This window comes from Collinsella sp. AM17-1 (genome assembly GCF_003470665.1).
GTDB lineage: Bacteria > Actinomycetota > Coriobacteriia > Coriobacteriales > Coriobacteriaceae > Collinsella.
Genome location: NZ_QRJZ01000001.1, coordinates 66,593 through 93,130, shown reverse-complemented (window position 1 = coordinate 93,130; position 26,538 = coordinate 66,593). Strand labels below are relative to the sequence as shown.

Annotated in this window: 17 protein-coding genes; 1 reads left to right on the top strand and 16 read right to left on the bottom strand. The window is 59.9% G+C overall.

The annotated features are described in order from the left end of the window. Positions 1-208: 208 nt before the first annotated feature. The 16 genes from gatB to DW195_RS00260 all read right to left on the bottom strand — a co-directional run bounded on the left by gatB (position 209) and on the right by DW195_RS00260 (position 24,871). Positions 209-1,885: an Asp-tRNA(Asn)/Glu-tRNA(Gln) amidotransferase subunit GatB gene (gatB, locus tag DW195_RS00355; RefSeq protein WP_118205253.1), complete on the bottom strand. Its 1,677-nt coding sequence runs from the start codon at positions 1,883-1,885 to the stop codon at positions 209-211. Beyond that, positions 1,885-3,399, bottom strand: coding sequence for an Asp-tRNA(Asn)/Glu-tRNA(Gln) amidotransferase subunit GatA (gatA, locus tag DW195_RS00350; RefSeq protein WP_118205251.1), 1,515 nt, complete (start codon positions 3,397-3,399; stop codon positions 1,885-1,887). Before gatA ends, gatB begins: the two co-directional genes overlap by 1 nt. Continuing rightward, positions 3,399-3,710 carry an Asp-tRNA(Asn)/Glu-tRNA(Gln) amidotransferase subunit GatC gene (gene gatC, locus DW195_RS00345; protein WP_055250987.1) on the bottom strand — a complete coding sequence of 104 codons (312 nt, stop codon included), beginning with the start codon at positions 3,708-3,710 and terminating at the stop codon, positions 3,399-3,401. The genes gatA and gatC overlap by 1 nt, the downstream gene beginning before the upstream one ends. A 326-nt stretch (positions 3,711-4,036) precedes the next feature. After that, positions 4,037-4,954 (bottom strand): class C sortase, encoded by a 918-nt coding sequence (locus tag DW195_RS00340; protein ID WP_158567862.1) that lies wholly within the window; start codon positions 4,952-4,954, stop codon positions 4,037-4,039. A gap of 132 nt (positions 4,955-5,086) precedes the next feature. Further along, positions 5,087-5,860 carry a hypothetical protein gene (locus DW195_RS00335; RefSeq protein ID WP_118205247.1) on the bottom strand — a complete coding sequence of 258 codons (774 nt, stop codon included), beginning with the start codon at positions 5,858-5,860 and terminating at the stop codon, positions 5,087-5,089. Then, on the bottom strand, positions 5,842-6,810 hold the full coding sequence (locus DW195_RS10290; RefSeq protein WP_147356461.1) for a MarR family transcriptional regulator: 969 nt from the start codon (positions 6,808-6,810) through the stop codon (positions 5,842-5,844). Before DW195_RS10290 ends, DW195_RS00335 begins: the two co-directional genes overlap by 19 nt. Before the next feature lie 510 nt (positions 6,811-7,320). Further along, positions 7,321-9,093 carry a SpaA isopeptide-forming pilin-related protein gene (locus DW195_RS00320; protein ID WP_158567861.1) on the bottom strand — a complete coding sequence of 591 codons (1,773 nt, stop codon included), beginning with the start codon at positions 9,091-9,093 and terminating at the stop codon, positions 7,321-7,323. Positions 9,094-9,207: 114 nt separating this feature from the next. Then, positions 9,208-10,878 (bottom strand): SpaA isopeptide-forming pilin-related protein, encoded by a 1,671-nt coding sequence (locus tag DW195_RS00315; protein ID WP_158567860.1) that lies wholly within the window; start codon positions 10,876-10,878, stop codon positions 9,208-9,210. Continuing rightward, positions 10,871-14,209, bottom strand: coding sequence for a Spy0128 family protein (locus DW195_RS10285; protein ID WP_147356460.1), 3,339 nt, complete (start codon positions 14,207-14,209; stop codon positions 10,871-10,873). The genes DW195_RS00315 and DW195_RS10285 overlap by 8 nt, the downstream gene beginning before the upstream one ends. Positions 14,210-14,714: 505 nt before the next feature. After that, a complete protein-coding gene (locus tag DW195_RS00290; RefSeq protein WP_118205234.1) occupies positions 14,715-15,536 on the bottom strand; it encodes an HAD family hydrolase in 822 nt (273 codons plus the stop codon). Positions 15,537-15,760: 224 nt separating this feature from the next. After that, on the bottom strand, positions 15,761-17,041 hold the full coding sequence (locus tag DW195_RS00285) for an MFS transporter (RefSeq protein ID WP_118205232.1): 1,281 nt from the start codon (positions 17,039-17,041) through the stop codon (positions 15,761-15,763). 265 nt (positions 17,042-17,306) lie between these two features. Continuing rightward, positions 17,307-18,611, bottom strand: a complete 1,305-nt coding sequence (gene mobB / locus DW195_RS10685) for a molybdopterin-guanine dinucleotide biosynthesis protein B (RefSeq protein ID WP_118205230.1) — start codon at positions 18,609-18,611, stop codon at positions 17,307-17,309. Between the two features lie 4 nt (positions 18,612-18,615). Beyond that, positions 18,616-19,671, bottom strand: coding sequence for a GTP 3',8-cyclase MoaA (gene moaA, locus DW195_RS00275; RefSeq protein ID WP_233540771.1), 1,056 nt, complete (start codon positions 19,669-19,671; stop codon positions 18,616-18,618). Between the two features lie 235 nt (positions 19,672-19,906). Beyond that, positions 19,907-20,944: a hypothetical protein gene (locus DW195_RS00270; protein ID WP_118205228.1), complete on the bottom strand. Its 1,038-nt coding sequence runs from the start codon at positions 20,942-20,944 to the stop codon at positions 19,907-19,909. A gap of 215 nt (positions 20,945-21,159) precedes the next feature. Beyond that, positions 21,160-23,058, bottom strand: a complete 1,899-nt coding sequence (locus DW195_RS00265) for an ABC transporter ATP-binding protein (RefSeq protein ID WP_118205226.1) — start codon at positions 23,056-23,058, stop codon at positions 21,160-21,162. Continuing rightward, on the bottom strand, positions 23,051-24,871 hold the full coding sequence (locus DW195_RS00260; RefSeq protein ID WP_233540770.1) for an ABC transporter ATP-binding protein: 1,821 nt from the start codon (positions 24,869-24,871) through the stop codon (positions 23,051-23,053). Before DW195_RS00260 ends, DW195_RS00265 begins: the two co-directional genes overlap by 8 nt. 261 nt (positions 24,872-25,132) lie before the next feature. Here DW195_RS00260 and DW195_RS00255 point away from each other — a divergent pair, with 261 nt between their 5' ends. Beyond that, the gene (locus DW195_RS00255; RefSeq protein ID WP_118205224.1) at positions 25,133-26,479 is read left to right on the top strand and encodes an MATE family efflux transporter; all 1,347 of its coding nucleotides are present in this window, start codon (positions 25,133-25,135) and stop codon (positions 26,477-26,479) included. Positions 26,480-26,538 lie beyond the last annotated feature (59 nt).

The window sequence follows — 26,538 nt, the reverse complement described above, 5'->3', positions numbered from 1 at the left end:
AACGGCGCCCTCATTCACCAAATTCCATTCAGCCTACCTGACCCGAACGGCCGAGTCGTCACGAAACCCGGGAGCCCCGGCAGGGCGGGTGCTTGCTCAAAATGAGTTCCGCACGCAAAGAAGGCCACTTAATGTGGCCTTCGTCTTGCGCAGGACTGTTTGAAATTTTGAGGAAGCACCCGCCCTGCCGGGGCTCCCGGGTTCCCGCTTACGAGAGCGACGTTCTCAGCAACTCGTTGAAGAGCTTCGGGTTGCCCTTGCCGCGGCTCGCCTTCATGCACTGACCCACCAAAAAGCCGATGACCTTCTGGTTGCCGTCGCGGTACTGCTGCGCCTGCTCGGCACAGTTTGCCAACACCTCGTCCACAATCGGCTGCAGCGCGCCGGCATCGCTCACCTGACGCATACCGCGTTCGTCGACGATCTTGTTGGGGTCGTCACCGGTCTGGGCCATAGCCTCAAAGACCTCGTGCGCTTGGTTGGAGCTGATGGCATCGGTCGCCAGCAGCTTGGCAAGAGCGGCCACCTGAGTCGGCGCGATGCCGGACTCGGCGAGCGACACGCCCGCGCCCTTAAGGTAGGCGATCATCTCGTTGACCAGCAGGTTTGCGACCGTCTGGGCCTCCTTGCCAGCCATACCAGCAGCAGCGGCCTCAAAGAACTCGGCAAACTCGGGGTCGCCGGCGATCTGCTCGGCGTCGGCCGCCTTAATGCCAAAGTCGGCCTCAAAACGGGCGCGCTTGGCATCGGGCAGCTCAGGAATCTCGCCACGGCAGCGGTCGATGAACTCATCGTCCAGATCGAACGGTGCCAGGTCGGGATCGGGGAACAGACGATAGTCGTCGGCCGTCTCCTTCACACGCATAACCACGGTGCGCTTACGGCTGGGCTCCCAGTGGCGGGTCTCCTGATAGATGATGCCGCCCTCCTCGAGCACCTCGGCCTGACGGCAAATCTCGTAGGCAAGGCCGTCGTGTAGGCTCTTAAACGAGTTGAGGTTCTTGAGCTCGGTCTTGGTACCCAGCTTGGTCTCGCCGCGGCGGCGCAGCGACACGTTGCCGTCGCAGCGCATGGAACCCTTCTCCATGGAGCAGTCCGAAATGCCCAGCGTCACAAAGATGCGACGGAGCTTCTCCATAAACAGGCGCGCTTCCTCGGGCGTGCGCAAGTCGGGCTCAGTCACGAGCTCAATCAAAGGCGTGCCGCAGCGGTTGTAGTCGACGAGTGACTCGGCCGCGGCGGTAATGCGGCCCTCGGCACCGCCCACGTGGACCATCTTGGCGGCGTCCTCCTCCATGTGGATGCGCAGGATGCGGATGGGCACCGTGTAGGAACCGTCATCGCGGCGCTCGGGCATCTGCAGGCTGGACGCATCATAGCTGGCCAGGTGACCGGCGCGCTGGTTGCCCTCGCGCATGGTCGACGTCATGGACGTGGACAGGCCCTCGGCGTTGGCCGAAGCGCTCGCCAGGCTCTGAGCCTCGGACTCGCCAAACGCGCAGTCGGGGCGCTCGGCAGCACCGCGACCGGTCACGTCCAGGTCCAGGTGACCGTACATGGCAAAGGCGACCGGACCCTGCGTGGTCTGGAAGTTCTTGGCCATATCGGGATAGAAGTAGTGCTTGCGGTAGAACATCGAGTGGCGCTGGATCTCGCAGTTGGTGGCCAGACCCGCCTTGACGATGCTCTCGATGGCGCGCTTGTTGGGCACCGGCAGCGCACCGGGCAGGCCCAGGCACACCGGGCACACGTTGGCGTTGGGCTCGTCATCGTGGCTGAGCTTGCAGTTGCAGAACATCTTGGTATCGAGTGCGGTGAGCTCGGTATGGATCTCCAGGCCGATCACAGCCTCCCAATCCTGCAGGACCTCGGAAAGCTCCTTCATTACAGCTCGCCTCCCTTCCCGGCAAAATCGGGCGCGACAGAAAGCGCGGGCGCACCCGTGGCGGCATCGGCAAAGCCGCGCTCCAGGGCGCGGGCAAACGTGAGCAGCTGACGGTCCTTAAAGGCAGGCCCCACCAGCTGAGCAGATACGGGCAGTTTGCTGTCCTCGCCCAGGCCCAGCGGCACCGAGATACCACCGTTGCCGCAAATGTTGAGCGAGATGGTGTACAGGTCCGAAAGGTACATCTGTGTGGGGTCGCTGATCTCGCCAAACTTAAAGGCCGTGCGCGGCGAGGCGGGCATGAGGATGGTATCCACCTTGGCATACGCGGCGTCGTAGTCCTGCGTGATGAGCGTGCGGGCCTTCTGCGCGGCGTAGTAATACTTGTCGTACACGCCCGAGCTCAGCAGGTAGGCGCCGAGCATCTGACGGCGCTTGGCCTCGGCGCCAAAGCCGTGAGCGCGCGAAAGCGAGCTCTGGTCGGACAGGTTGGCGCAGCCCTCCTCCTGATAGCCGTAGCGAATGCCGTCGAAGCGGGCCAGGTTGGAGAACGCCTCGGCCGGGCCGATGACGTAGTAGGCGGCGATGGCGGCGTCCAGGTGCGGCAGGTCGACCTCGACCAGCTCGGCGCCCTGGTTCTGCAGCTCCTGGGCGGCGCGCTGAACAGCGGCCTTGACCTCGGGCGTCAGACCTTCGGCCTCCATAAACGCGGGGATGATACCCACGCGCTTGCCCTCGATGCTGTCGTTGAGATGCTCGGTAAAGTCAACGGCGCAATCCTGGCTGGTGCAGTCGTACGGATCGTGGCCCGCGCCGGTGAGCGCGTTCATAGCCAGCGCGACGTCCTCGACCGTGCGGCCAAAGGGGCCCACCTGGTCGAGCGACGAGCCAAAGGCAACCACGCCGTAACGGCTCACTGCGCCATACGTGGGCTTAAAGCCCACCACGCCGCACAGCGACGCCGGCTGGCGAATGGAGCCACCGGTGTCCGAGCCCAGCGAGAGCGCGACCTCGCCCGCGGCGACGGCTGCAGCGGAGCCGCCCGAAGAGCCGCCGGGCACGCGCTCGGTATCCCAGGGGTTGTTGGTGCGGTGGAACGCCGAGCTCTCGGTGGAGCTGCCAAAGGCAAACTCGTCCATGTTGGCCTTACCCATGGGCAGGCAGCCGGCGTCGAGCATGCGCTGGACGCAGGTGGCGGTGTAGACGCTCTGGTAGTTCTCGAGCATGCGGGAAGCGCAGGTGGTGCGCGTGCCCACGAGGTTCATGTTGTCCTTGATGGCCAGCGGCACGCCCGCGAGCGGGGGCAGCGGCTTGCCTGCGGCACGGTCGGCATCCACGCGCGCGGCGGCCTCGAGCGCAAGCTCGGGCGACACCTGCAGGAATGCCTGGACCCCGCCCTCGCGCGCCTCAATGGCGGCGAGAGAGGCCTGGGCCACCTCGGTAGCGGTAAAGTCGCCGGCGGCAACGCCCGCGGCGATCTGGGCGGCGGTAAGGGAATCGAAGCTCTGCGCCATTACTCGCTCTCCCCCTCTCCCAAAATGGACGGCACGCGGAAGTAGCGGTCGCGCGCGCTGCCGGCGTTTTCGAGCGCAACGTCGAGCGGCAGGTCGCGCTCGGGCTCGCGCAGGTCGTCGCCCATCACGTTGGACAGGCTTCCGATGGGATGGAACGTGGGCTCCACGTCGGGCAAGTCATATTGCAGGACGGGCTCGAGCATCTGGACGGCGTCGTTCATGTAGGACGTCATCTGGGTGAGCTCGTCATCGGTCAGTGCGATCTTTGCGTACTCGGCGATGCCGCGCACGTCTTTCTCGCTGAGTGCCATAGGCGCTCCCTTCCGCATAACAGTTAAACCGCTCTAGTATACAAGGCAACGCCGGCTTGGAGCAGGCGCTTTACCCAAATGCAGCGAAAACGTAACGAGGACGGCGGACTGGCAGGCGGCGGGCTGGCGGTTCTGCAGCGAAACCGCACCGTCCATAGCGAAAACCGTCTCGCCCACAACGAAAACCGTACTGCCCACAACGAAAACCATCACAACATTCGATGCTTTTCGCCAAAATCGCGATTTTCATCGAATGTTGTGATGGTTTGGAAGTCCCGGCCACCACAAAGGTGCCTGTCCTCATTGTGGTGATTCTGGAGAATGTCTTATGCCGAGGCCTTGGCCTTGCGGCGCTTACGGATCGCGTGGATCACGATGTCCAACAGCAACAGCACAATGGCTACGACCACGATAAGCACGGCAAACTCGCGCTTGCCCCAGTGGCGCCCGGCCAGCGACTTTTGCTTGTCGACGTCCTTCTTGCTGTACTTGGTGCGCACGCAATGCACCAGCAGGCGATGGTCGTTCACGCCGTAGGGCGTGCAGGTGACGAGTGTCAGCTTGTCGGCGCCGGGCTCAATGGTCAGCGACTCCATCTCCTCGGGCAGCACGACCTCGGAGTCCACCATCTTATAGGCGAGCGTCTTGTTCATGGTGTGCAGCAGCACCAGGTCGCCCGGCTCCAACGAATGGATGTCGTCGAACATGCTCAGGTTGCGCATGCCCGAGTGCGCGGTGAGCACGCAATGCGTCGAGGTGCCGCCCACCGGCAGGCTCGTGCCCTCTAGGTGGCCGACGCCCGCCATAAGGACCTCCTCGCTCGTGCCGTGGTAAATGGGCATGCTCACATCGATGGAGGGGATTTCGACCCAGCTCATCATGGGGTCGCGGTCAAAGATGAGCTGCTGGGCGTAGGGCTCAATCTGGTCGGCGGGAAGCTCGGTGGCCTCGCCGGCCAGCTGCTCGTTAAAGGAGCGCGCCTGGAGCAGGATGCGCTCGCGCTCCTCTTCGGAGAGCGCGTCCACGGTGCTGGACACGGTACTGATCTGGTTGAACACGCCCGAGGCCTCGAGCCGGTCCAAGATCCACGGCCAGGTCATAAGGCCCACGCCAATAAGGATGATGACGATGGTGATGAGCCGATCGGCCCAGCGCGGCAGTCGCTTGCGACGGCGCTTAGGCTTTGGTTGAGGTTTGGGCTGAGGGCTTGAGCCGCCGTTGTCCGCGGCGTTACTGCTCTTCATATGTTTGGCGCCCTGCACCATCGCCGGTCACTCCTCTACAACTCAAGTTGTCTAAACAAATAATAACCGATTAGCGAGCTCATGCGCCGGATAACGCCGCTAGACTGCACCGTTCGGGGCACGTAACCCCACTCAACCAATCAAGCCATATGTTACTTTCATCGTCTCGAGCAACTGCGTCATCGTTGCGCCCGCAACCCCAATCTGTTTCAGATTGACGTCGCCTACCTCGCAATCTTTAACAAACGCAAGCATATCGTCCTTCAGTTCTCCGCGCAGGTCGACACCTTCCGACTCGCCAAGCAGCTGAGCAAGCCTCAGCGCATCGCGTTTATGCTTTTTTACCTTCCTCGAATCAACGTTCTCCCCCGCTTCCCTTCTAGTTTTTAGGTCGAGATACGCCTTCGCTTTGAACGGGACAATGTATTCCGTACCCAGGACCGAAACGCCGCCTACGGTCCGAATTCCCTGAAGGAACAAGCTGTAGTAAGCATCGTCCAACAAAATTGCCGAAAGACTGCTTATGTTTTCATCAACGTGAATTGGCGCCACATCAATCCCCTCACGACCCTTTAGAAAGTCGGGGCACTTCGCGAAGAGCTCGATCATATGGGGGTAACCCGGCCTCCTTGGCTCTGTAAACCGATAAAAACATGAGCCTTTACCTTCGCCCCAGCCGCAGCGGTAGCCGCCATCACGCACCAAAGTCCATATGGCTTCCGCCGTCTGAGGCAACCGGTCATCGGCGACAATTACCACATCAAAATCGTGAGTCGCCCTGAACGAAAGCCCCGCCTCCGCGAGCAAAATGTCGCATGCCGTGCCGCCGATAAGGGCATACGATCCTGCAGCTTCTTGCATATGCTGCTGAAATTCTTGGAGGCCTTCTACAGCGCTTCTTGCCATGGATATTCCTTTCCAAACATGCGATCGACTTCGAGCTGAATTCGCTCATCGTCGATTGCCGCCAAAGATAGCGCAAGCGAAATGTCGTCGATACGGGAGGAGCCGGCAAACATGGGCGCATAGCGCCACACTTGAATCATCGCCGTTTCGTTATCCGGCAACTCCCCATCTGCGACTTCGAGGTCGCTAAGTTGACGCCATGCACTTCTTAAGACGGCCTTTTGTTCCATGCCCGGCGCAGCGAGCATCGAACGCGCAGCGAGCGCCGTTTCCCCGGCGTCAACAAGACAGTCAATCTGCGGTGTCTTCCTTGCAAAAAAGACCTTCGAGACAGGCGAGGAGAGCTCCGCCATGTGCTCGCTAAGCAGAAGATCAACGGCAACAGGGAACACGACGACACGTCGCTCGCAACGCTCACGCCTCGCGAGTCCCCTGTCAACAAGCTCGGTTATGGCCTCACTCGCACGGCTTGCCGAGATCCCAAGCGCACGACAAAGGTCATAGGGACGATATGGCTCCCGGGCTGCTCCCCAGATTGCGGCAGCTTGCGCGTTGGGTGACATCTTGGTCGCGTGATTGCGAAACCGGGCACCGCCCCTCTCCGTGCAAGCTGTGCCCATAAATGGAAGAAAAGCCTGTCTACCGGGGCAGACAAACGGAATCCCTTGTGCGACCAATGCTTTGCGCTGACGTGCATCGGCATCAGGAAACGAAACGACAACAGGGGTCTCCGCACGCAAGGCTAGCTGGCTATAGACTCTCTTAGCCTCGGGAAGCCCGACGCCAGTAGGCAAACTTGCAAGCAAAAACGAAAAACCGTTTGCGTCAACCGCGCGGACCTCAATCGCCCGCAGATGCAGCGGCAAGTGTGCGGATCCAGGCCAAGTTTTGGTCTTGGCGGAGAGTCCTAGTGCTTCTTGTAAATAGATTAGCGCTTCGTTCATTTCCATCGTTTTCGTTCGATTCCATTTTATATTGGAATTATACATAATTTTCGGAATTAACGAGATTCCTTTCGTGCATAAGCCAGCATTTGCGTTTTCAGAATATCCCGAATCGGCGGGGCGATTCGGGATACAATAACTACAGGAAACGACGCACCCCGCGTAAGTACTTAGGAGCGCGGGCGACCAGTTTCCGACGTTGTTAAATGCCCGGGCCTCTAACCCCGGGCATTCTTATTTGCGCTTGTTGCGGCGCAAATGCCTTCTACCGTCCGCACCGCGCGTGCGCCTACGGACCTTAATCCGAACCTCATACGAGTCAAGAAACGCGATGACGAACGTACCCGCATCGGACGGTGGAGGCTGGCTGCGTTATCCCAAAAAACGGGGCAGACTCCAGTGCGGAATCTGCCCCGAAAAGAGAATGGCAAAGCAAGAACGTCGATGGACGAGAAAAGTGTCCGCAAGTCTCATGGCCATCACATCCCACCTGCCAAAGGGATGGGTGAGCGAGCGTTACTCCTGCTCGGACTCCTCAGCCTGCTTACGGCTGCGGATGAGGTGCGCCACGCCGATGCACAGCACTGCGCCACCAGCGATCCAAGTGAAGGTCACGCCGTTAAGGCCGGTCAGCGGGAGGTTGGAGCCCTTCTTGTCGACGATGGTGAAGCTGAGCTTGCCGGTAGATACGGCGGCAGAATCGGCCTTTACAACACCATCAGCAGCAGTAACGTTGGCAAAATCCTTGTCGGGAGTCACCGCGGTGCCATCCTGCCGAAGCGTGCCGCGAGCAATGGTAAACGTGACACCTTTGGAAGCAGAGTTGTTGTAGCCAGGCGCCGGGGTTACCTCTGTAAGGGTGTAGGTGCCCTCATCGAGACCGACAACGTTTATCTTACCGTCTGCGTCGGTCTTCAGCTTGGCCAGCTTGCTATCAGCCGTCTTGGTACCGTCCGCTTTGATAAAGTTGCTCGTATCACCGTTCTCCTGCAGCGTGAACTCAACGCCCTCGAGTCCCTTCGCTTCGTTATCAGAGCCCACCTTGGTGACATCGATGCCATAGGTGTAGTCATAGGCAGGGTGCTCGACCGTGGTGCCGACACCCTCAGCATGCGGATTGTTGGAATAAGTCAGCGTAACCATATTCTTCTGGGCTATACCAACCAAGCCGTTGAATATATTTTTGATCTTGCCATTTTCGAAGATCTTGGTGGAGTCGAGCTTGGCCTTGTACTCGACAGTCACCTTCGAGTCACTGCTCAACGCAATGGGAGCGTCGTCCACGTCCGTGCAATTCTTGAGATTGGTGAAGTCGACAGTTATCGTATCGTTCTCGTACTTGGCGGTGTAGCAGCCAGTCTTGACCTCGGCATCACCAATCTTGACCGTGACAGCGGGCGTCGTGCCGCCAGATTCAAACTCGGGCGTCATGGAGTTGGGAAGCTTATCCGTGAAGGTGTACTTGTAGGTACTGTAAGTGTTGATGTTGCCCGCAACGGTACCGGTAAGCAGGTAGTCGACATAGTCGTCCATCTGAGAGTCAGCAGCCTTGTTGGGATTCTCGAATGGACCAAACGTGCTGCCCTTTGCGTCGTCCTTTACGGCCTTGGTCACAGTGGGGACCTGCTTCTTGGGAGCAATGGTCTCAGCGGAACCGCCGACAACGGCGAAAATCGGCGAAGTGAAGGTATCCGTGTTGCGCTCGGCATTAGCATTTGAGCTCTTGCCGACACTCTTAGTCACGAAGAGCCAGTAGCCGGTATTCAGACCAGTGAAGGTGCCACCGGTGCTCGTTTTGCACTCATTCGTCCCTTCAGTGATATTGGCGTCCTCCAGTGCCTTGGCGATCTTGTCGAGGGTTGTTCCGGCATCGAGCTTAGTAGTCTTGTCTGTACCTGACTGGTAATCACCTTCGGTTTTTGATTTAAGCCAGTCGGCCCACTTCTGAGCATCCTTGTCGGAGGGCTTTGTAACGTCGCTAGTATCGGCAAATGCCCCGGTCACAGCATCCCTAACGGCATCTGACGCCCACTCAATGTCGGAAAGCGTCTTAGCGCCATTCCAGTTGTTAACGCCATCCAAATCCTGCGTGACCTTGGCCTTGAAAATCTGGATACCCTTAAAGGTTGTATCCGTATAGGTCTGCTCGTCAATCTTTACATTGCCATTCGGAGCCACCGTTGGCGTGCCATCAGCAAACGCCATCGTGACCGGTGCCATAACTCCGCCGAAGCTCAGCGCTGCCGTGAGGCCGGCGGTTACTGCCAGGCGTGCGATGTTCTTGCTCATGCTCATCTTCTTTTCCTCCATTTTCCGGTTGGTTCTCATTCGATCGGTCATCATCTGTCTGTGTCTTAGCATCTACTTCGCTACGTCTCGCCCCGCTCTCTGTGGGGCTGCCAGCTACTCTTTATGGCTGCCACCTCCCCGCTTGACCAGGAGCGCGACCACGATGAGTGCGGCTCCGGCGACCGCTGCGGCGGCCGCGGCGTACATTGCCATATCGCCAGTCGAGGGCATAAAGCCTCCGGTGGTAATGCTAGGGGGTGTGCCGGTGGGCGTGTTGATGAGCGACGCCTCCAGGCTGCCCGTCGACCCGTCCGCGCTGTCGGCGCGCAGGGGCGACTCGGCCGTGATGGTGAGCTTGGGCTTGGCGGCGGCCACCTGGTCGACGTCCAGGCCCTCGGCCTTGACCGTCACGGAGCGCGTGCCCTCAAAGGCGGTGTAGCCCTTGGGCGCCTTGAGCTCGCGGACCTCCAGCTTGCCCGAGTCCACGCCCGAGACGGTCACGCGGCCGTCCTCGCCCGTGGTGACGGTGGCCTTGCCTTGCGCATCCCACGTGCCGTCGGCCGCCAGCGTGCGACCGCGGTCGTCGGCGATGCTCAGGACCGCCCCGGCAAGCGGCTTGTCGCCGTCGCTGCCGCGCTTGGTGAGCGCGAGATCCCAGGTGTAGGCGCACGCATCGTCGCTCGGCGTGCTGGTGAAGCCGGCGTCGCCGGACTGATCGGCAAAGGGAGAGCGCGGGTAGCGCAGGTAGACCTCGTTGGGGTTGCCCTTCGCGATGCCGTGGTTGCACGCGCTGTTGAGCGGCGCATTGTACACGGCGACCACGCGGGCGCCCGCGGTAAAGGCGTCGGCCCCGCCGAGCGCGGCGATCAGGTCGCCGGTGCGCACGGTGAAGGTCTTGCCGTCCGCCGCTACCTTGGTGGCGCACTGGGCCGTGATGTCGGTCCAGCCCTTCGCGGCCTTAGTGCCGGCGCGTCCGTCCTTGCCGGCGGCGACGGCGTCGAAGCCGCCGTCCGCGCCCGCCGCCACGTACACGCGCATGCTCGCGGCAACCTTGGAGGGGTCGAGCCCCGCGCTCATGGTGTCGACGAACTGCACCGCATAGGCGTCGTAGGCCGTGAGCCCCGCCGGGACCGTGGCAGAGAGGCGCCAGTACAGGTCGTCGGCGACCGTGGCGTCGGCGGCCTTCTGCCAGGCGGCGGTGCCGTCCTCCAGCACGTGCTTGGCGACCTTGGGGGTCGCGGCCTTGGGCTTGACGGTGACGGCGCTGCCGCCCACCAGGGCCATGATCGGCGCGGTGCCGACCTCGCCCTGAGCGATGGCGTCGTCTTTGGCGACGATGAGCCAGTAGCCGCAGGGCAGCTCGGCCGTCGTGCCCGCGTTAAGGGCCACGGGCTCGGCGCCAGAGCTCTGGAGGGAACGAGCGAGCTGTGCGCTCAGCGCGCTCGTAAGGTGGGAATCGGTGTTGAGCCACTCGGCAGCTTCCTGTGCGGTGGTCTGGGAATTGGGCATGCCGGCGCTGTGCAGCACAGGCAGCGCGGCGTCGCGCACGGTGCCGCTTGCCCAGACAAGGTCGGTGGCGATCTTGGCGTCGTTGTCGTCATCGACGACGTTGGCACTAAAGATCTGGTAGGCGTCGTAGCTGCGCGCCACGGTGCCGCTCACCGTGATGGAACCGGTCGAGGTCGGCGCGGCCTGCGCGGATGCGGGGAACACAACCGCGCAGGTGCCAATCAGGAGGGCAAGCAGCGCAAACAAGATCGGGAAGGAGCAAACTTTCTTATTCACGACGCTCGCCTCCCTTCGCATTCGCCTTGCGACGAATGTGCATCCAGGCCGCAGCAGCGCAAAGCACCGCCGCGCCGGCAAGGTACGTCAGAGTGACGCCCGACATACCAGAAAGGGGCAAAGAGGTGGAATAGGTGTTGGTGAAGGTGGGGATAGTGTCGGGAAACTTGTAGTCCTCGGTACCGTTTTCTTTCCACGTACCGTCGGAGTCAACGGTTCCCTTCCTGTAGGTCACCGCACAGTCGATATGTCCTTCGGTGTCATCCGTTGCCGTAACCGTGAACTTATAGACCGACTTGTCGAACTTGTAGTGCGAGAATATCGAGCTATCGTTCTTCTCGCACATATAGTACGTGAAGGTCTTGGAGGCGCCACGGCCCGGAACACCAGTCTCACTCTGCTTCAAGCTGTCAAGCGTGTAATTAATCGTGGGGAAGTCCTGGAGCTGAGGATTGTCGCCACCGGCAGTGGTCGAGACGGTCTTGACGCTGTCGCCCGTAAAGTTCTCGTTATCCGCAAACTCGAGCGTAAACTTCTTCATCTCGCCACCCTTAACGACCTTAGTCGCCTTAGGAGTCCAGGAGCCGTCGGAAGTGTACGGCGTGTTGGTGAAAGTCGCGCCGCCAGTAAGCGCAACACATGCAACACCGTCTTCGGACGTTGGTGTAACGTCCGAAGTCTCAGGTTTACCATCAAACATCTTGGTGATCTCTACGTTACTTACCGTGTAGTACGTGTATTTAATGCCAAGCACGGCGTGCGTCTTGGTCGCATCCTCTGTAACTGTAGGATCTATCTTGTAGATAGTCTTGTCATAATTAATGTCCTTGTCCGTGCCCGGAACCTCTACCAAGTAGTAAACAAGGTCGGCATCAGCGTATACTTCGCTCAGGTTAAAGGAGAAGCTGCCGTTTTTCGCGTTTGCAGCCGTATCAACCACTGAGCAGCCATTGAGGTGCAGATTGCCATTGGCATCAAAACTCGGCACCGTATATCCCGTAACCCGACCGCTCTTATCCTTGATCTCGTTCTGCTTGAGTAGCTGGAAATTAAAGTCATTTCCTTCAAGCGAGCCGCCCTCAAACACCTTGGTGCCGTTGAGCTTCATCTTGGGGTAAACCTTCACTTCCGTGGTGGAGCCGGCGACAACGTCTCCATTGGTCATGATGCCGCCACCATGGACGTTGGATGTGTTGCCCGTGATGAAGAGCGTTGCCGCTTTAATAGCCTCGTGTTTGTCCGGTTCAGTTGGGTTAGCCGCAAGGCCAATCCTGTACTTAGCTTGGGCGCCCTCGTACTTGCCGATAAAAGTTTGTGTATCGTCGTCGATCGTGCCCTTCCAATTGGCAGCGCCGCCGCCAAGCATCTGGCCCGTTACGGCTGCGATGTAGTCACCGTTGTTCTTCTTGTGAACAAGGAAAAGATCCTCATGGCCATTCTTCTTGAAGTCAGAGGTAATCACACCGCCCTCAGTATCAAGCCGGTCTTCCTTCTTTTCATTGCTGTCACCTGATAGCTTATTACCGTCTGCATCGGTGTTTCCGTAAATTGCAATGCCATTGGTGTCGGTAATAGACGTTTTGCCGGTCGGGCAGGCAGCGAAGCCGCCGCCATAGCCTTGGGCCGAATTGTTGGTAATCAGTGCGTTGTAAATCTTGAGGCTCGCTGAATCTATGTTTTGGTCGCTGTTGCCACCCTGGACGAACACGCCGCCGCCACCCCAGTCGTAGGCGGTATTGGTCGTATTGTTAGTGATGTAGGCTTTCTTGCCGCTCACATTAAATTCGCCAGCTGTAGGCGCAGCGATACGGATGCCGCCACCCTCTGAGCTTTGCGCCACATTGCTGGCGATTATTCCACCAGAAAACGTAAACCCGGAAAGAGCACTATTCCAAGCGCCAGCATAAACGCCGCCGCCAGCCTCGGCAGAGTAGTTGCCCGTGATGCAGCCGCCTGCAATTGTGAGATTGCCGCCATTGAAAGCAGCAATGCCGCCGCCGCCGTGGCAACCGTTACCTTGATGCCTCGTGGAGCCTACCCAATCTCTGTAGAACTGATAATTATTGTTGGTAATGTAACCTTTCGTAATGGTCACACTAGATTTCTCAGCACAAATTCCCGCGCCATAACCGCTTTGATAATCATTTGTACCGTTGCCGGAGATAATACCGCCAACCATGTTTACCGTAGAATTCTTGGCATAAACGCCGCCGCCACTGGGGGCATAGTTACCAGCGATTACGCCGCCAGAGATCACCAGGGTTGAGCCCTCATCCAGGGTTGAGCCCTCAACACGAATTCCAGCACCAGCACCACTGCTGCCCATAGAAGCACCACAAACGTATCCACCACTCATATTGACGGTAGAGCCGTTATGGGCATAGATAAGGCCATCGACGTTGCAATTGTTCTTTTGAGTAAGCACGCCACCCTGAAGGTTAAACGTACCGCCCTCAAGATTGATGAGATTCACTTTGCTGCTGCTGCACGCCACGATAGCGCCTGTAATTTTGACCTCATGCTTGTAGGTGGTCTCGTTTGTACGAGTGCTGTCCGTTGTATTCACGCTGGATTCAGTCACGTAATAGGTAAGCTCATTCGGAACGTCATTTACATAGTTGGACATTTCTGCCGTCTTGCCACAATTATCAGCTATCAGATTCTGGTCTTGATCCTGCAGCGACTGAGAACCAGCGATCTCATCCGCACCCGGATTAGAATCCGTGATTGTAAACTCGGCACTATTGCTCACATTGAAAAGCGACTTATTATTGCTCGAGTACTTTATCTTGCAGCCATTAAGATCAAGGGTGATATTGCTACCACTCTTGAGAATAATCTCTTCGTTGCAGTCTAGGTCCTTCATCAATTGAAAACTGCCGGACTGATTTTCCGCAACGCTCTCAAGTTTATTTTTGAGCTCACTTGCATTATCAATTCCCTCGGCAGCCGCTCTAGTTTGCTCGTTTTCCGCAACCGCAGCAACGGTTTCACCATCCGAAGTCGTTGTACCCTCGTTCTGCTGCTCTTCCTCGGGCTGCTCCTCAGGCTGGCTATCGTCGCCAGCTTCGTCGCCCTCGGCATCGTCACTATTCAGCTTTTCGGTATCCCCGTTGTTGGTGTTTTCTACATCAGTAGACTCAGTTGAGGAATCCTCCGTCACAGTCTTCTCGGTAGGAACCGTCTGGGCATCGTTGGCAATGGCCTGCGAGATCGAAGGCATGACGAGCGACAGTACCAGGCTCAACACGGAGGCTCCGCACAAAACGCCTGCCAGTACACGGCGCGTCGCTTTATTACTCTGCTTAGATTTGTCCGAATTCGCTTTCATCGATGTCTCCTCCCCAAGAGACCGCGATCTTGCTCTTTCACTATCAAGCGTATCTGCGCAATCTGTAATTGCGCTCGCTAAGTGATGCAATTATAACGATTGTTTAAACATCTGAGCAGCAAAACCGACATTTTTGTGCAAGTTCTTAATTCTCTTGACATTTACTCAGATTTACCTTCGTTTATTCGCTATCTATTTTTTGTTTCTGCTGGTAATTTAGTTGCCTATTATTTTTTAATGGCATTAGATTTATTTGCACAACATTTTGCTCAAGAGCAAACATCCTGTGAACGGTCGAAAATCGACCGTGAACGGTAGGTCATTAACCGGGATGAAAATCCTACCAAATTGATGAGAATATCTTAAACCCACCGGTGGTTAGAAGCATGATGTTCAGACAGCAATATTTGAATTTTCACACAGCTTTTAGGTATCAATTCGCCCAAATCGCCTGAGGCCACCACAAAATGAGCCTGTCCCCTTTTGCGGTGGTTCTCCCCCGGCGCTACAGCAGATGCTCCTCGATAAAGATCGCGATGCCGTCCTCGTCGTTGCTCGCGGTTACAAAGTCCGCGGCGGCACGGGTGGCGTCGCTGCCGTTTGCCATAACCACGCCCACGCCGGCGTCGGCCACCATGCAGGTGTCGTTGTCCGCATCGCCAAACACGCAGACGTCCTGGAGCTCCATGTCGTTGAGCTCCGCCACGCGCACGAGGCCGCGCGTCTTGGACACGCGCGGATCCATGAACTCGTAGAGACGCTGCGTGGTTTGCAGAGACGCCGCCTTAACAGTGTTATCGGCAAACGTCGATGCTCGCTCGATGACCTGCGGCATCACCTCGGGTGCCATGGTAAACATCACCTTGGGCTGCGGCTCGCGCAAGAACTCGGCAAAATCGACCACCTGATAGGGCACGCCATCGACGCGCGACAGGTGCTCGACGCACGCGTTGCTCTCGGGCACGTAGAACACGCCGTCTCGGGGGCAGACGGGCGTTGCCGGAAGGTCCGCCATACGCTTGCAGATGCGCGCGATGGTCTCGCCCGGCAGCGGATAGCTCAGCTCGTTGATGTCGTGCGCGCGGTCGATGACCTCAGCGCCACCGCAGCCCACCATCACGTCTACCAGGCCTTCGATGCCCCAGAGCTCGTACATGGCCTCGGTCGCGTGGGCGTCGCGCCCGGTGCACAGGCCAAAGAGCACGCCACGCTCGCGCAGGGCGCGAATCGCCGCCACGGTGCGCGGGGACACCGTGTGCTGGCTCGTGAGCAGCGTTCCGTCGATATCGCAGAACACGGCTTTAATGTGGCTGAAGGTGGTGTCCATGGGGGCCTTTCTGGGTTGTGCGGCGGTGTGGGGTGTATCTGGAGGTGGCGTTCATGGTATACCAAGGCGCAGGCACGGCCTGTCAAAGCAAAAACCACCACAAAGGAGCCTGGCCCCTTTGTGGTGGCCGGACTCGCAGGATGGCCTAGTCCGGGGCGCAAACCATCACAACATTCGACGTTATTCGGCAAAATCGCGATTTTCATCGAATGTTGCGATAGTTTTTACTGCCTTGCGACACGATCAAAATGCCGGCGGCCAAACAGCAGCAACGCCGCGGGAACCGCCGTCACAACCACGCCCGCCCCTACGAGCGTCTGCTGCACGCCAAACGTCGCCGCCAGCCACGGGGCAATCGCCAGCGGGGCCACGCCGGCGAACATATTGCCAAAGCCCATGACCGAGTTAACGCGGCCGAGCTGCTCGAGTGGTGCCGTCGTCTGCACAATGGTGTTGTGGAGCGGGTTGACGACACCCCAGGCTATGCCCAGGGCGATCTGGCCGACGAGGGCCACGCCCACGTACGGCGTCCCCACATAGAGCAGGCTTCCCAGGCCCACGGACATAAGCGCCACGAGCAGTGTTTTAAGGTTGACCAGGTGCGGCGGCATCCGAAGCGCAACCACGGCGCCCAGCACCGCGCCCACACCGCAGGCCGACGAAAGCCAGCCCATCCACTCAACGCCGACGTGCAGGACATCGCGATAGAAAAACGACTCGAGCGGATCGAAGGCCCCGTAGCCAAAGTTCGAAAGAAAAATGATACAAAACAGCAGGGCAAGAACGCTGTTGGTAAAGACCGTCTTGATGCTGGCTGCGAAGGTGGCGCGGGCGGACGTGCTGGGGTTGGAGCTTTGTCCCGCACGCTCCCCTTCCTCTGCCGAATCGGCATCCACATGTCCGGCAACATGGCTGGCCTGCGGCCTAAAGCCCCAACTGACGACGAACGCCAACACGGTAAAGAGCATCATGAGCACGAACACCGCGCGCGACGATGCAGCCGCCGCGACAAAGCCGCCCAGCGTGGGTCCAACGATAATGCTCACGTTTGAGAACATGGCGATGGCGGAATTGATGTCTTTGAGTTCGGCGGGTTCGTCGGTGAGGTAGGCCGGATAAGATGTGGCGATGGGTTGGGCAAATCCCATCGTAAAGCCTAGGAGCACCGCGCCGAGCAGGACAATGCCGGTCGCATCACCAAAGGCAATGATTGCCGTGCCGGTTACAAGCGTGCCGACGATGCTCAGCAAGAAATGACGGCGCGGACCCCAGGCGTCGAGCGCCGCGCCGCCCGCAAAGGATCCCAGGATCACAAAGACGTTCATGAACAGGACGGCCAGCGATGTCGCGACGACCGAGGCATCGTCCGCATAGGTGAGCGTTCCGATGACGCCGATAAAATAACTGGTCTGAAAACCGGTGTAGATGAGGAAGCGCATCGCCACCAGCCGCTTGGCCTGCATGGACAGCGATGATTGAGGCTTTGAGAAAAGAGGGGCGAGCATGGAGACTCCTTATTTCGTACGAATGCGGACGGCAGGCATTCGCCACCGTCTATCGAATCAACCAATCCGCATGAAACATTAAGGACGCATCGAGCCCCTTCTCTCCGTTTTCCGCCCGTCATGAACTACTTGGTAGATTGTAAGGCATGTCTCACACATCTACCAAAGCAAAAACCACCACAAAGGAGCCTGGCCCCTTTGTGGTGGAAATGACGTTTGCCCAGATAAAACCTGCCAAAATAAACCTGTCCCTTTTTGGCAGGTTTTAGGCCAGGTGGTCTTGGATGAGGTCGCAGATGGCTCGGGCGTCGTTGATGTTGATGGCTCGGGTCGCAAAGCCGGCGTCGAAGGCCTGACGCGCCAGGGCCTCGTTGCAGGCGAGCGCCAGCGTGCGGCCGTCGACTAGGTCGAGCGAGCTCTTGCCGCGCAGGCGATCGACGCCGGAGCGCGCGACCACGATGTTGTCGAAGCCCTCGGTCTTGTAGCCCTCGATGATCACCACGTCGACATCGTCGTAGCGCGACAGCAGCTCGCGCGCGGGCATCTCGTCCTCCTCGCGCGTGTCGGCGTACTCCGCCCAGCGCGTGGCGCAGATGAGGCCCACGTGCTTGGATCCGGCCTGGTGATGGCGCCAGGTGTCCTTAGCGGGCACGTCGATATCAAAGCCGTGATGCCCGTGATGCTTGAGCGAACCCACGCGCAGGCCGCGGCGGGTGAGCTCGGCGATAACCTTCTCGACGAGCGTGGTCTTGCCCGAGTTTTGGTAGCCGATAAACGCGATCGCGGGGACGGCCGGGGCCGGAGCTGCGGGCGCGACGGCGACGGGTGCGCTTGCGGGCGCGTTGCCGTCGGCGCCGGCGGCCTCAACAGCAGCCGCCTGACGCTCTGCACGATCCCACACGCCCGAGCGGCCGCCTTCCTTGTGCAGCAGGCGAACGTCGACGATCTCCATGCCGCGATCGACCGCCTTGCACATGTCGTAGATCGTTAGGCACGCGGCACTCGCGCCGGTCAGAGCCTCCATCTCGATACCCGTCTTGCCCGTCACGCCCGCCGTAACCAGTACGTGAAAGCCGACCTGCCCGTCCGCGCGAGCCGGCGCCCAGCCCTCGGGCACGTCCTCGGCCGGCGTCCCCGCCGGAGCGATGGGCGCAATGTCGCACTTGCTCTTGGTAATGAGCAGCGGATGGCACATGGGGATGATGTCGCTCGTGCGTTTGATGGCCATGATGCCCGCCACGCGCGCGCAGGCAAGCACGTCGCCCTTTTTGGCGCGGTCCTGCAGCACCATGGCCTGCGTCTCGGGATGCATGAGGATGGTGCCCTCGGCGATGGCAATGCGATGGGTCTCGGCCTTGTCGGACACGTCGACCATGCGAACCTCGCCCTTGGCGTCCACGTGCGTCAGCTCGTCGCGACGGGCGTCACGGACGGGCTCAGTGGCAGCACTGGCAGTCGGCCGCGCGGACGCGTCGGCGTTGCCAGCATTCGCCGCAGCCGTGACTTTGTGGGCAGACATCGCGACCCTGCGAGCGGCCTTGGTGGCATCGGCGTACCTGCTCTTGGCCATATGATCATCCTCCGATTTGGGACATAAATCGTTGCGTGCCCTCAATTATCGCGTGTTCCTGCGGTTTGTGGGCCACGGCATCGCGCCAAATCGAAAGTACCTGCATATCATCACCACGGCGCAGGGCGTCGCGCACCGAATACTCGGCATCGCTGAACAGGCACGGACGCACGTTGCCATCGGCCGTCAGACGCAGACGGTTGCAATTCGCGCAAAAATGATTGGACATGGCGCTAATAAAGCCGACCGTTCCCGCCGCGCCCGGAAAGTGCCAATAGCGCGCAGGGCCCGCGCCGGCAGGAGCGTCGTTGATGTCGAGCGGCTCGAGCTCGCCCAGACCCACCGCGGCGGCCCCAGCATTGATGCGCGCCCGCAGCTCGTCGCTCGGCACGGTATCGCTCGCATCCCACAGCGCCGGATTGAGCGCGGGCGCATGCGGGTCCACAGCGCAATGCGAGCTCGTGTGTTCGTCGCCGATGGGCATGTATTCGATAAAGCGCAGGTGGATGGGGCGGTCGACGGTCAGCCGCGCAAGGGCCGCCACATCCTGGTTGAGCCGGCGCACTACAACGCAGTTGACCTTAACGGGCTCAAAGCCCCAAGCCAGCGCCGCGTCGATGCCAGCCATGGTCTGCTCGAGCCGACCCAGGCGCGTGATCTTTCCAAACATCACGGGGTCGAGCGTATCGAGTGAAATGTTGACGCGATCAAGCCCGGCGTCTTTGAGCTGCGGCGCCAGCTTGGGCAGCAGGGCACCGTTGGTGGTAAGCGAGATGTCCTCGATCTGCGGAATCGCGCGGATGTCGCGAATGAGCGGGATGATACGGCGGCTGACCAGCGGCTCGCCGCCCGTCAGGCGCACGCGGCGAATGCCCTCTCCCGCCACCAGGCGCACAAAGCGGGCGATTTCCTCGGCGCTGAGCAGCTCGTCGTGTTCGCGGGGCGCCACGCCATCGGCCGGCATGCAATAGATGCATCGGAAATTGCACTTGTCGGTAACGGCAATGCGCAGGTAGTTGATATCGCGGCCAAAGCCGTCATGTTGCACGCGCCCGTCCACGCAGCCCTCCCCTCACGCGGCGTTTTATTCTTCGGAAAACATAATACCCCACGGGAGAATCATGCCGACACCCGTACGACAGGACAGGTCGCTTCGAGCAAGACGGACTTCCCAAGCCCATCCTCAGCATACAAACCATCGCAACATTCGATGCTTTTCCCGTTTTTGGCGAAAAACGTCGAATGTTGTGATGGTTTGCCTGTCCACAACACCCCGCAGAAGGGCCAAAACGCCCCTAAAGGCCGCCGTCCCAGTGCCGAATCACGAATTCCCGCAGGTCATTCTGACGTTTCTGGAACGCTTCGCTTCGGTCGCACTTAAGGCCCATAGCGAGCGCGATGGCGTTCATCGCCCGGTGCAATTGCAGCTGGTGGGCAAACTGAGTCCCGGTGAGGACGATCATCCTAAAGCCCAGCGTGCTCAGCACGGTCATACGCTCCGCATCCGACGCGCTGCGCTGTTTATCAAGATGGTCCGAGCCGTTGTATTCAATCCCCGTACCACTCGCAGGCGCATATACGTCGATCTCGAAATACCCGGCCTTTGCGAGATACTTGAACTCGTTGGGAACATCGACCCTATGGTTGAGCTCGATCTTGTCGTATCCCAGCCCGCCCTGGGAACGTTTTGCTACGACCATGATTGCGGTAGCCGTCTCCATGGGCGACCGCGCGCCATCGTGCACGCGTTTGAGCACGGCGGCCGCGCGTATAGCCCCCTGACGGGATCGGTTCTCATTGCAATAGGCAATCAAGTCGGCAACGGTATACCTCTGCCCCATCTCGATATAATCGCCTGTCGACAGATGATTCAAATGGTACCGGGCACAGATTTCGTAGCCATATTCCAGCTGCTCGGACTCGCTCATCCACGAACCCGCTTGGACAAAGCACATGGCCTCATCAACCACCAAGAGACCTTCTGCCACCTCGATAAGATGATCCGAAGGTATAGGCGCTCCAAACACGTGGCGTCGAAGGCCCGCCGGCCGAGAGCGCTCAAAATCGAAGCTAACCAGCGTGTCAATGCGGTCGAGCTCCTCGCGTGGAACACCAAGTGAGACCAGATAATCGGTGACAATCTCAACCGCCGCAGAAATTCTCAGCCCCTTGGCATCTAGTCCCAGTTTGGGCAGCGCTTCGGCTGGCTCCGCCTCGCTGGCAAACGAATCCTCATCGTATAGGCTACTTGCTCGCGAGAGCGGCTCGGACGGGCGCGCCACGTTGTGGTACAGCCAGGCAGTCTTATGGGACAGGACGATCGGCAGGTCCATGAGCCCTCCAATGGAGTCGGATAACCAACCTTATTCCCCTGCCCACGGGTCCGCACACCTTCGCGCGCAAGAAAGCGATTCCACTCGATCGAGTGGTAGAAAAACCATCACAACATTCGATGCTTTTTCCGATTTTGGCAAAAAACGTCGAATGTTGTGATGGTTTGAGGCGAGGTGAGGAGCACGGAGGGGTCAAAGCATCGTGCTCGAACGGGTTAATCCAACTCTTTTAAGCCATGCGCCAGCTGCCAGTACTCGCCGTGCTGGGCGAGCAGCTCTTCGTGGGTGCCGCGCTCGATGATGCGGCCGTGTTCGAGGACCATGATGGCGTCGGCGTCGCGGACGGTGGACAGGCGGTGCGCGATCATAAACGTGGTGCGGCCGCGCATGATGCGGTCCATACCGCGCTCGATGAGCTTTTCGGTGCGCGTGTCGATGGAGCTCGTGGCCTCATCCAAGATGAGCACCGGCGGGTCGGCAACGGCCACGCGCGCGATGGCGAGCAGTTGGCGCTGGCCCTGTGACAGGTTGGCGCCGTCGGCCGTGACCGGCGTATCGTACCCTCTAGGCAGGCGGCGGATAAACGAATCCGCGCAGGCAGCCTCGGCGGCGGCGCGCACTTCCTCGTCGGTCGCGTCGAGCTTGCCAAAGCGGATGTTCTGCGCAATGGTGCCGCTAAACAGGTGCGTGTCCTGCAGCACAATGCCGAGCGACCCGCGCAGGCTGGCCTTGGCAATGTGCTTGACGTCGATGCCGTCGTACGTGATCTCGCCGTCATCGACCTCGTAGAAGCGGTTGATGAGGTTGGTGATGGTCGTCTTTCCGGCGCCCGTCGAGCCCACAAACGCGATCTTTTGCCCCGGCTTGGCAAACAGGTTGAGGTCCGTGAGCACACGGGTGCCCGGCACGTAGGAAAAGTCCACGGCATGGAAGCGCACGTCGCCGGCAAGCGGGACCAAGCCGCACGTGAGCTCGGTACCGTCGGCAGCCACCGCACGGCCCGACTCATCAACGGCAGCCACATCATGCAAGTGCCCGTACGCGCCCACGCCCTGGCCCTCGGGAATCTTCCACGCCCACGCGGCGTCGCCCGTCTGCACCAGCTCCACGCAGCCCTCGTCTACCTCGGGCTTAAGGTCCATGGCGGCAAATAGGCGCTCGGCACCGGCCAGCGCGTTGAGCAAAAAGTTGCCCAGCTGCGTGAACTGGTTGATGGGCATGGCGGCCTGACGCACAAAGACCAGGTAACTTGCAAGCGCGCCCACGTCGGCGAGCCCCTTGATGCAGAGCATGCCGCCCGCCACGGCGACGATGGCGTAGTTGGCATAGCCGATCACCACGGTCATGGGCACCATCGAGTTGGCGTAGGCTTGCGCGGCGCCACCGGTGCGGCGCAGTTCTTGGTTGCGCACGTCAAAACCAGCCACGTTGGCCCGTTCGCGGTTAAAGACCTTGATGACCTTTTGGCCCGAGACCATCTCTTCGATATATCCGTCCAAGTCGCCAAGCGATGCCTGCTGGGCGGCAAAGAAGCGCTTAGAGCGCGCGCCCGAGTAGCGCGCATACAGCACAATGGCCGCATCGCACACGAGCGTGATAATCGTGAGCTGCCAGTTAAGGATGATGAGCATGGCCGTGGTGCCCACAACCTGAATGGCGGCCTGAATCACGTTGGCAAAGCTGTTGTTGAGCGCCTCGGAGACGGTGTCGACGTCGTTGGTGAAAAAGCTCATGATGTCGCCCGAGCGTGTGCCGTCAAAATAGCTGAGCGGCAGCGTCTGGATGTGCGCGAACAGGTCGCGGCGAATATCGGACACCACGCGTTGGGCCGCGCGCACCATGATTTGTGAGTAGCCCAGGGCCGAGAGCACGCCCGCGGCGTAGATGGCAGCGGTAAAGATAACCTGCTTAGCGAGCAGTTCCTCGCCGCCCGTTGCCAAACCGTTGACGATGGGGCGCACCATGTAGGTACCGGCAAGGCTTGCGATGGCCGCAACAGAGGCAAGCACACCCACTGCGAGCAGCGAGAACTTGGCGTGTCCCATGTAGGAGAGCAAGCGGCGGAGCGTCTGCGCCAGATTGGCGGGACGGGCCTGAGCGGATGTCTTAGGCATGGCGCTCACCCCCTTCCGTGGCTTGAATTGATTCGTTGGGGCCGGCGGGAGACGGATCATTTACGCCATCCGCGACGTCCGCATCCCCCGCAAACTCCATCTGCGAGGCATAAATCTCCTGGTAGATGTTGTCGCCCGCCAGCAGCTCCTCATGCGTGCCCACGCCGTGGACACGGCCGTCGTCCAACACAATAATGCGGTCGGCATCCATGACGCTCGCAATGCGCTGTGCGATGACAATCACCGTCGTATTGGGAATCTGAGCAATATGCTCACGAATCTTGGCGTCGGTCGCCATATCGACCGCGCTGGTCGAATCGTCAAAAATGAGCAAACGCGGATGTTTGAGCAACGTGCGCGCGATGCACAGGCGCTGCTTCTGCCCGCCCGAAACGCCGGCACCGCCCTGACCCAGATAGCCGTCAAGGCCGCCGATGCGATCCAAGAACTCGTCCACGCACGCCGCACGGCAGGCACGCAGCAGCTCCTCGTCGGTGGCATCGGGCGCGCCCCACTGCAGGTTCTCGCGCACGGTGCCCGTGAACAGCACATTCTTCTGCAGCACAATGCCCACGGCGTCGCGTAGGGTCGCGAGGTCGTAGTCGCGCACGTCGTGTCCGCCCACAAGCACGGTGCCCTCAGTGGCGTCGTACAGGCGCGCAATCAGCTGCACAAGCGAGCTCTTGCCCGAGCCCGTGCCGCCGAGGATGCCCACCGTCGAGCCGCTCTCGATGCGAAGGTCGATATGCTCGAGCACATCCTCGGCTGCATCCGCGCGGTATTTAAAAGAAACGTCGCGAAACTCGATACTGCCGTCCGCTGGCGCCGCAGTCGCGAGGTCTCCCGCAGGATTGGCGATAAAGGGCTCTTCATCGAGCACCTCTGCGATACGGCCCACACTCGTAAGAGCGCGCGTGAGCAGCAAAAACACGTTGGAAATCATCATGAGTGAGTTCATAATCAGCAGCACATAGCTCATAAAGCCCGTGAGCGAGCCCACGCCCAAGCGACCTTCGATGATCATGCGGCCGCCAATCCACAGGATCGAGAGCGCAGCCACGTACATCGAGAGCTGGAACACCGGCAGGTTGAGCACGGCGGTGCCGAAGGTCTTGGTCGCCGTGCCGACGAGCTCGGTATTGACGGTGTCGAACTTGTCGCACTCGTGCTCGGCGCGCACGTAAGCCTTCACGGCGCGCACGGCGGTAAGGTCCTCTTGCACCACGCCGTTGAGGTGGTCCATCGAGGTCTGGAGTTGGCGGTAGAGCGGGCTCACGCGCACGGTAATGATACCGAGCACGATGGCGAGCATCGGCAGAATGACGGCAAAGACCGCCGCGAGCTCGCGCGAGAGCGCAAAAGCGTAGACGAGGCCCATGACCAGATTTACCGGCCCGCGCACCATGGGACGGAAGCCGTTACCTACGGCGTTTTGAATCACGGTGATGTCGGTGGTCATGCGAGTGACAAGCGAGCTGGCGTCGTAGTTGTCCAGATTGCCAAAGGCGAGCGTCTGGATCTTGCGATACTCGGCCTCGCGCAGGTTAGCGCCCAGCCCCGAGGCGACGCGAGCAGACGTGCGTGCATAGCCCAAGCCAAGTACCAGCGAACATGCGGCGCATACCAACATATACGTGCCCTGCAACAGCATGTAGTTGACGTCCCCCGCGGGCACGCCCACATCGATGATATTTGCCATGATGACCGGGATAAACAGCTCGAGCGCCGTCTCGGCCGTCACAAAGAGCACGCCGAGTATGGCATCGCGGCGGTATGTCCCCAGATAGGAAAGCAAAATCTTGAGATTGCGCACGCAGATTCATCCCCCATCAAACGTTGTTCGCAAACCCACGTATTATGGCGCGCCGTGCGGCGGTGTCAAGTGATGCGAAATCGATTTCTGCAAGGCTAGTGCAGACGCCATGCTCACAGGGCGCACGTCCGTATTCAATTAGAAATGAACGCGAGCGTGACTTTTTCGCCCCACTGCCGACACAAACCTTGACTCTACAATCGTTGTAGGGTTTTCACTACACTGGTACGTAAACGATCTAAGCCAGAAAGTGCCCCGCCCATGGAACACGACCTCACACGCGGCAATGTCCTTAAGACCATCGCGGTCTTTGCCCTGCCTTATATGCTCTCGTACTTTTTGCAGATGCTCTACGGCATGGCCGACCTGTACATGATGGGACAGTTTAGCGGCGCCGCCGGCATCACCGCCGTGGGCAACGGCGCGCAGACGCTCTATATCATTACCGTGACGCTCGTGGGTCTGGCCATGGGAACGACGGTCATCGTCGGCCACGCCGTGGGCTCGCGCCGCTTCGATCGCGCCGCGACCGCCATCGGCAACACCATCACGCTCTTTATGGGTGTCTCGGTGGTGCTGGCCGCTGTCCTGCTCGCACTGTGTCCGCAGATTGTGGCACTCATTGGCACGCCAGCCGAAGCGGTCGAAGGCACTGCCGCCTACCTGCGTATCTGCTTTATCGGCATTCCCTTTATCGCCGCGTACAACATCCTCTCTGCCATCTTTCGCGGCCTGGGCGATTCGCGTTCGCCCATGTACGTGATCGGCGTGGCGTGCATCATCAACATCGCGCTCGACTTTCTGTTTATCGGCCACATGGGGCTCGGCCCCGTAGGCGCCGCACTCGGCACGGTCGTCGCGCAGACGGCGAGCGTGGCCCTCGCGCTCGTGTGGCTCAAGAGCCGCCGCACGCATATCCATGTTAAGCGCAGCGACCTGCGCCCCCAGCCCGAGGTACTCAGCAGCATTCTTAAGATCGGCGTGCCCGTGGCTGTGCAGGACGGCTGCATCCAGGTGGCGTTTATGTTTATCACCGTCATCGCCAACCACCGAGGGCTCGTCGACGCCGCCGCCGTGGGCCTGGTCGAGAAGATGATCAGCTTTTTGTTCATTGTGCCGAGTTCCATGGGCGCCACCGTCAGCGCGCTCACGGCGCAAAACGTCGGCGCGGGCAAGGGCGACCGCGCGCGGCAGGTGCTCAAAGACGCCATGACGATCTCGGTGGTGTACGGCTGCCTGATCACGGTGCTGATGTGGCTGGTGACGCCGACGTTTATCGGCTTTTTTGCCAAGGACGCCGCGGTGGTCACGGCGGGTGCCGGCTATATGCGCAGCTATATATTTGACGCGATCTTTGCCGGCATCCACATTTGCTTTAGCGGCTTTTTCGCTGCGTATGGCAAGAGCTACATCGGCTTTGCGCACAACGTGCTGGCCGTGGTGCTCATTCGCGTGCCCGGTGCATGGCTGCTGTCGAACGCCTATTCCGACACGCTGTTCCCCATGGGCATCGCCTCGCCGTGCGGATCGATTCTGTCGGCGGTCATTTGCGTTGTCGCGTTTACCGTACTCAACCGGCGCGGAGCTTTTGACAAGCTGGTAGCGTAGCGAGGAGACGCATGCCTAGCACCTCTCCCCTGTTTTTACCGAAAGGAGCGGTCCTGTGA

Coding starts and splice junctions, on each gene's coding strand:
- gatB (WP_118205253.1), bottom strand. CDS start 1,885: ATGAAGGAGCTTTCCGAGGTCCTGCAGGATTGGGAGGCTGTGATCGGC.
- gatA (WP_118205251.1), bottom strand. CDS start 3,399: ATGGCGCAGAGCTTCGATTCCCTTACCGCCGCCCAGATCGCCGCGGGC.
- gatC (WP_055250987.1), bottom strand. CDS start 3,710: ATGGCACTCAGCGAGAAAGACGTGCGCGGCATCGCCGAGTACGCAAAG.
- DW195_RS00340 (WP_158567862.1), bottom strand. CDS start 4,954: ATGAAGAGCAGTAACGCCGCGGACAACGGCGGCTCAAGCCCTCAGCCC.
- DW195_RS00335 (WP_118205247.1), bottom strand. CDS start 5,860: ATGGCAAGAAGCGCTGTAGAAGGCCTCCAAGAATTTCAGCAGCATATG.
- DW195_RS10290 (WP_147356461.1), bottom strand. CDS start 6,810: ATGGAAATGAACGAAGCGCTAATCTATTTACAAGAAGCACTAGGACTC.
- DW195_RS00320 (WP_158567861.1), bottom strand. CDS start 9,093: ATGAGCAAGAACATCGCACGCCTGGCAGTAACCGCCGGCCTCACGGCA.
- DW195_RS10285 (WP_147356460.1), bottom strand. CDS start 14,209: ATGAAAGCGAATTCGGACAAATCTAAGCAGAGTAATAAAGCGACGCGC.
- DW195_RS00290 (WP_118205234.1), bottom strand. CDS start 15,536: ATGGACACCACCTTCAGCCACATTAAAGCCGTGTTCTGCGATATCGAC.
- DW195_RS00285 (WP_118205232.1), bottom strand. CDS start 17,041: ATGCTCGCCCCTCTTTTCTCAAAGCCTCAATCATCGCTGTCCATGCAG.
- mobB (WP_118205230.1), bottom strand. CDS start 18,611: ATGGCCAAGAGCAGGTACGCCGATGCCACCAAGGCCGCTCGCAGGGTC.
- DW195_RS00270 (WP_118205228.1), bottom strand. CDS start 20,944: ATGGACCTGCCGATCGTCCTGTCCCATAAGACTGCCTGGCTGTACCAC.
- DW195_RS00265 (WP_118205226.1), bottom strand. CDS start 23,058: ATGCCTAAGACATCCGCTCAGGCCCGTCCCGCCAATCTGGCGCAGACG.
- DW195_RS00255 (WP_118205224.1), top strand. CDS start 25,133: ATGGAACACGACCTCACACGCGGCAATGTCCTTAAGACCATCGCGGTC.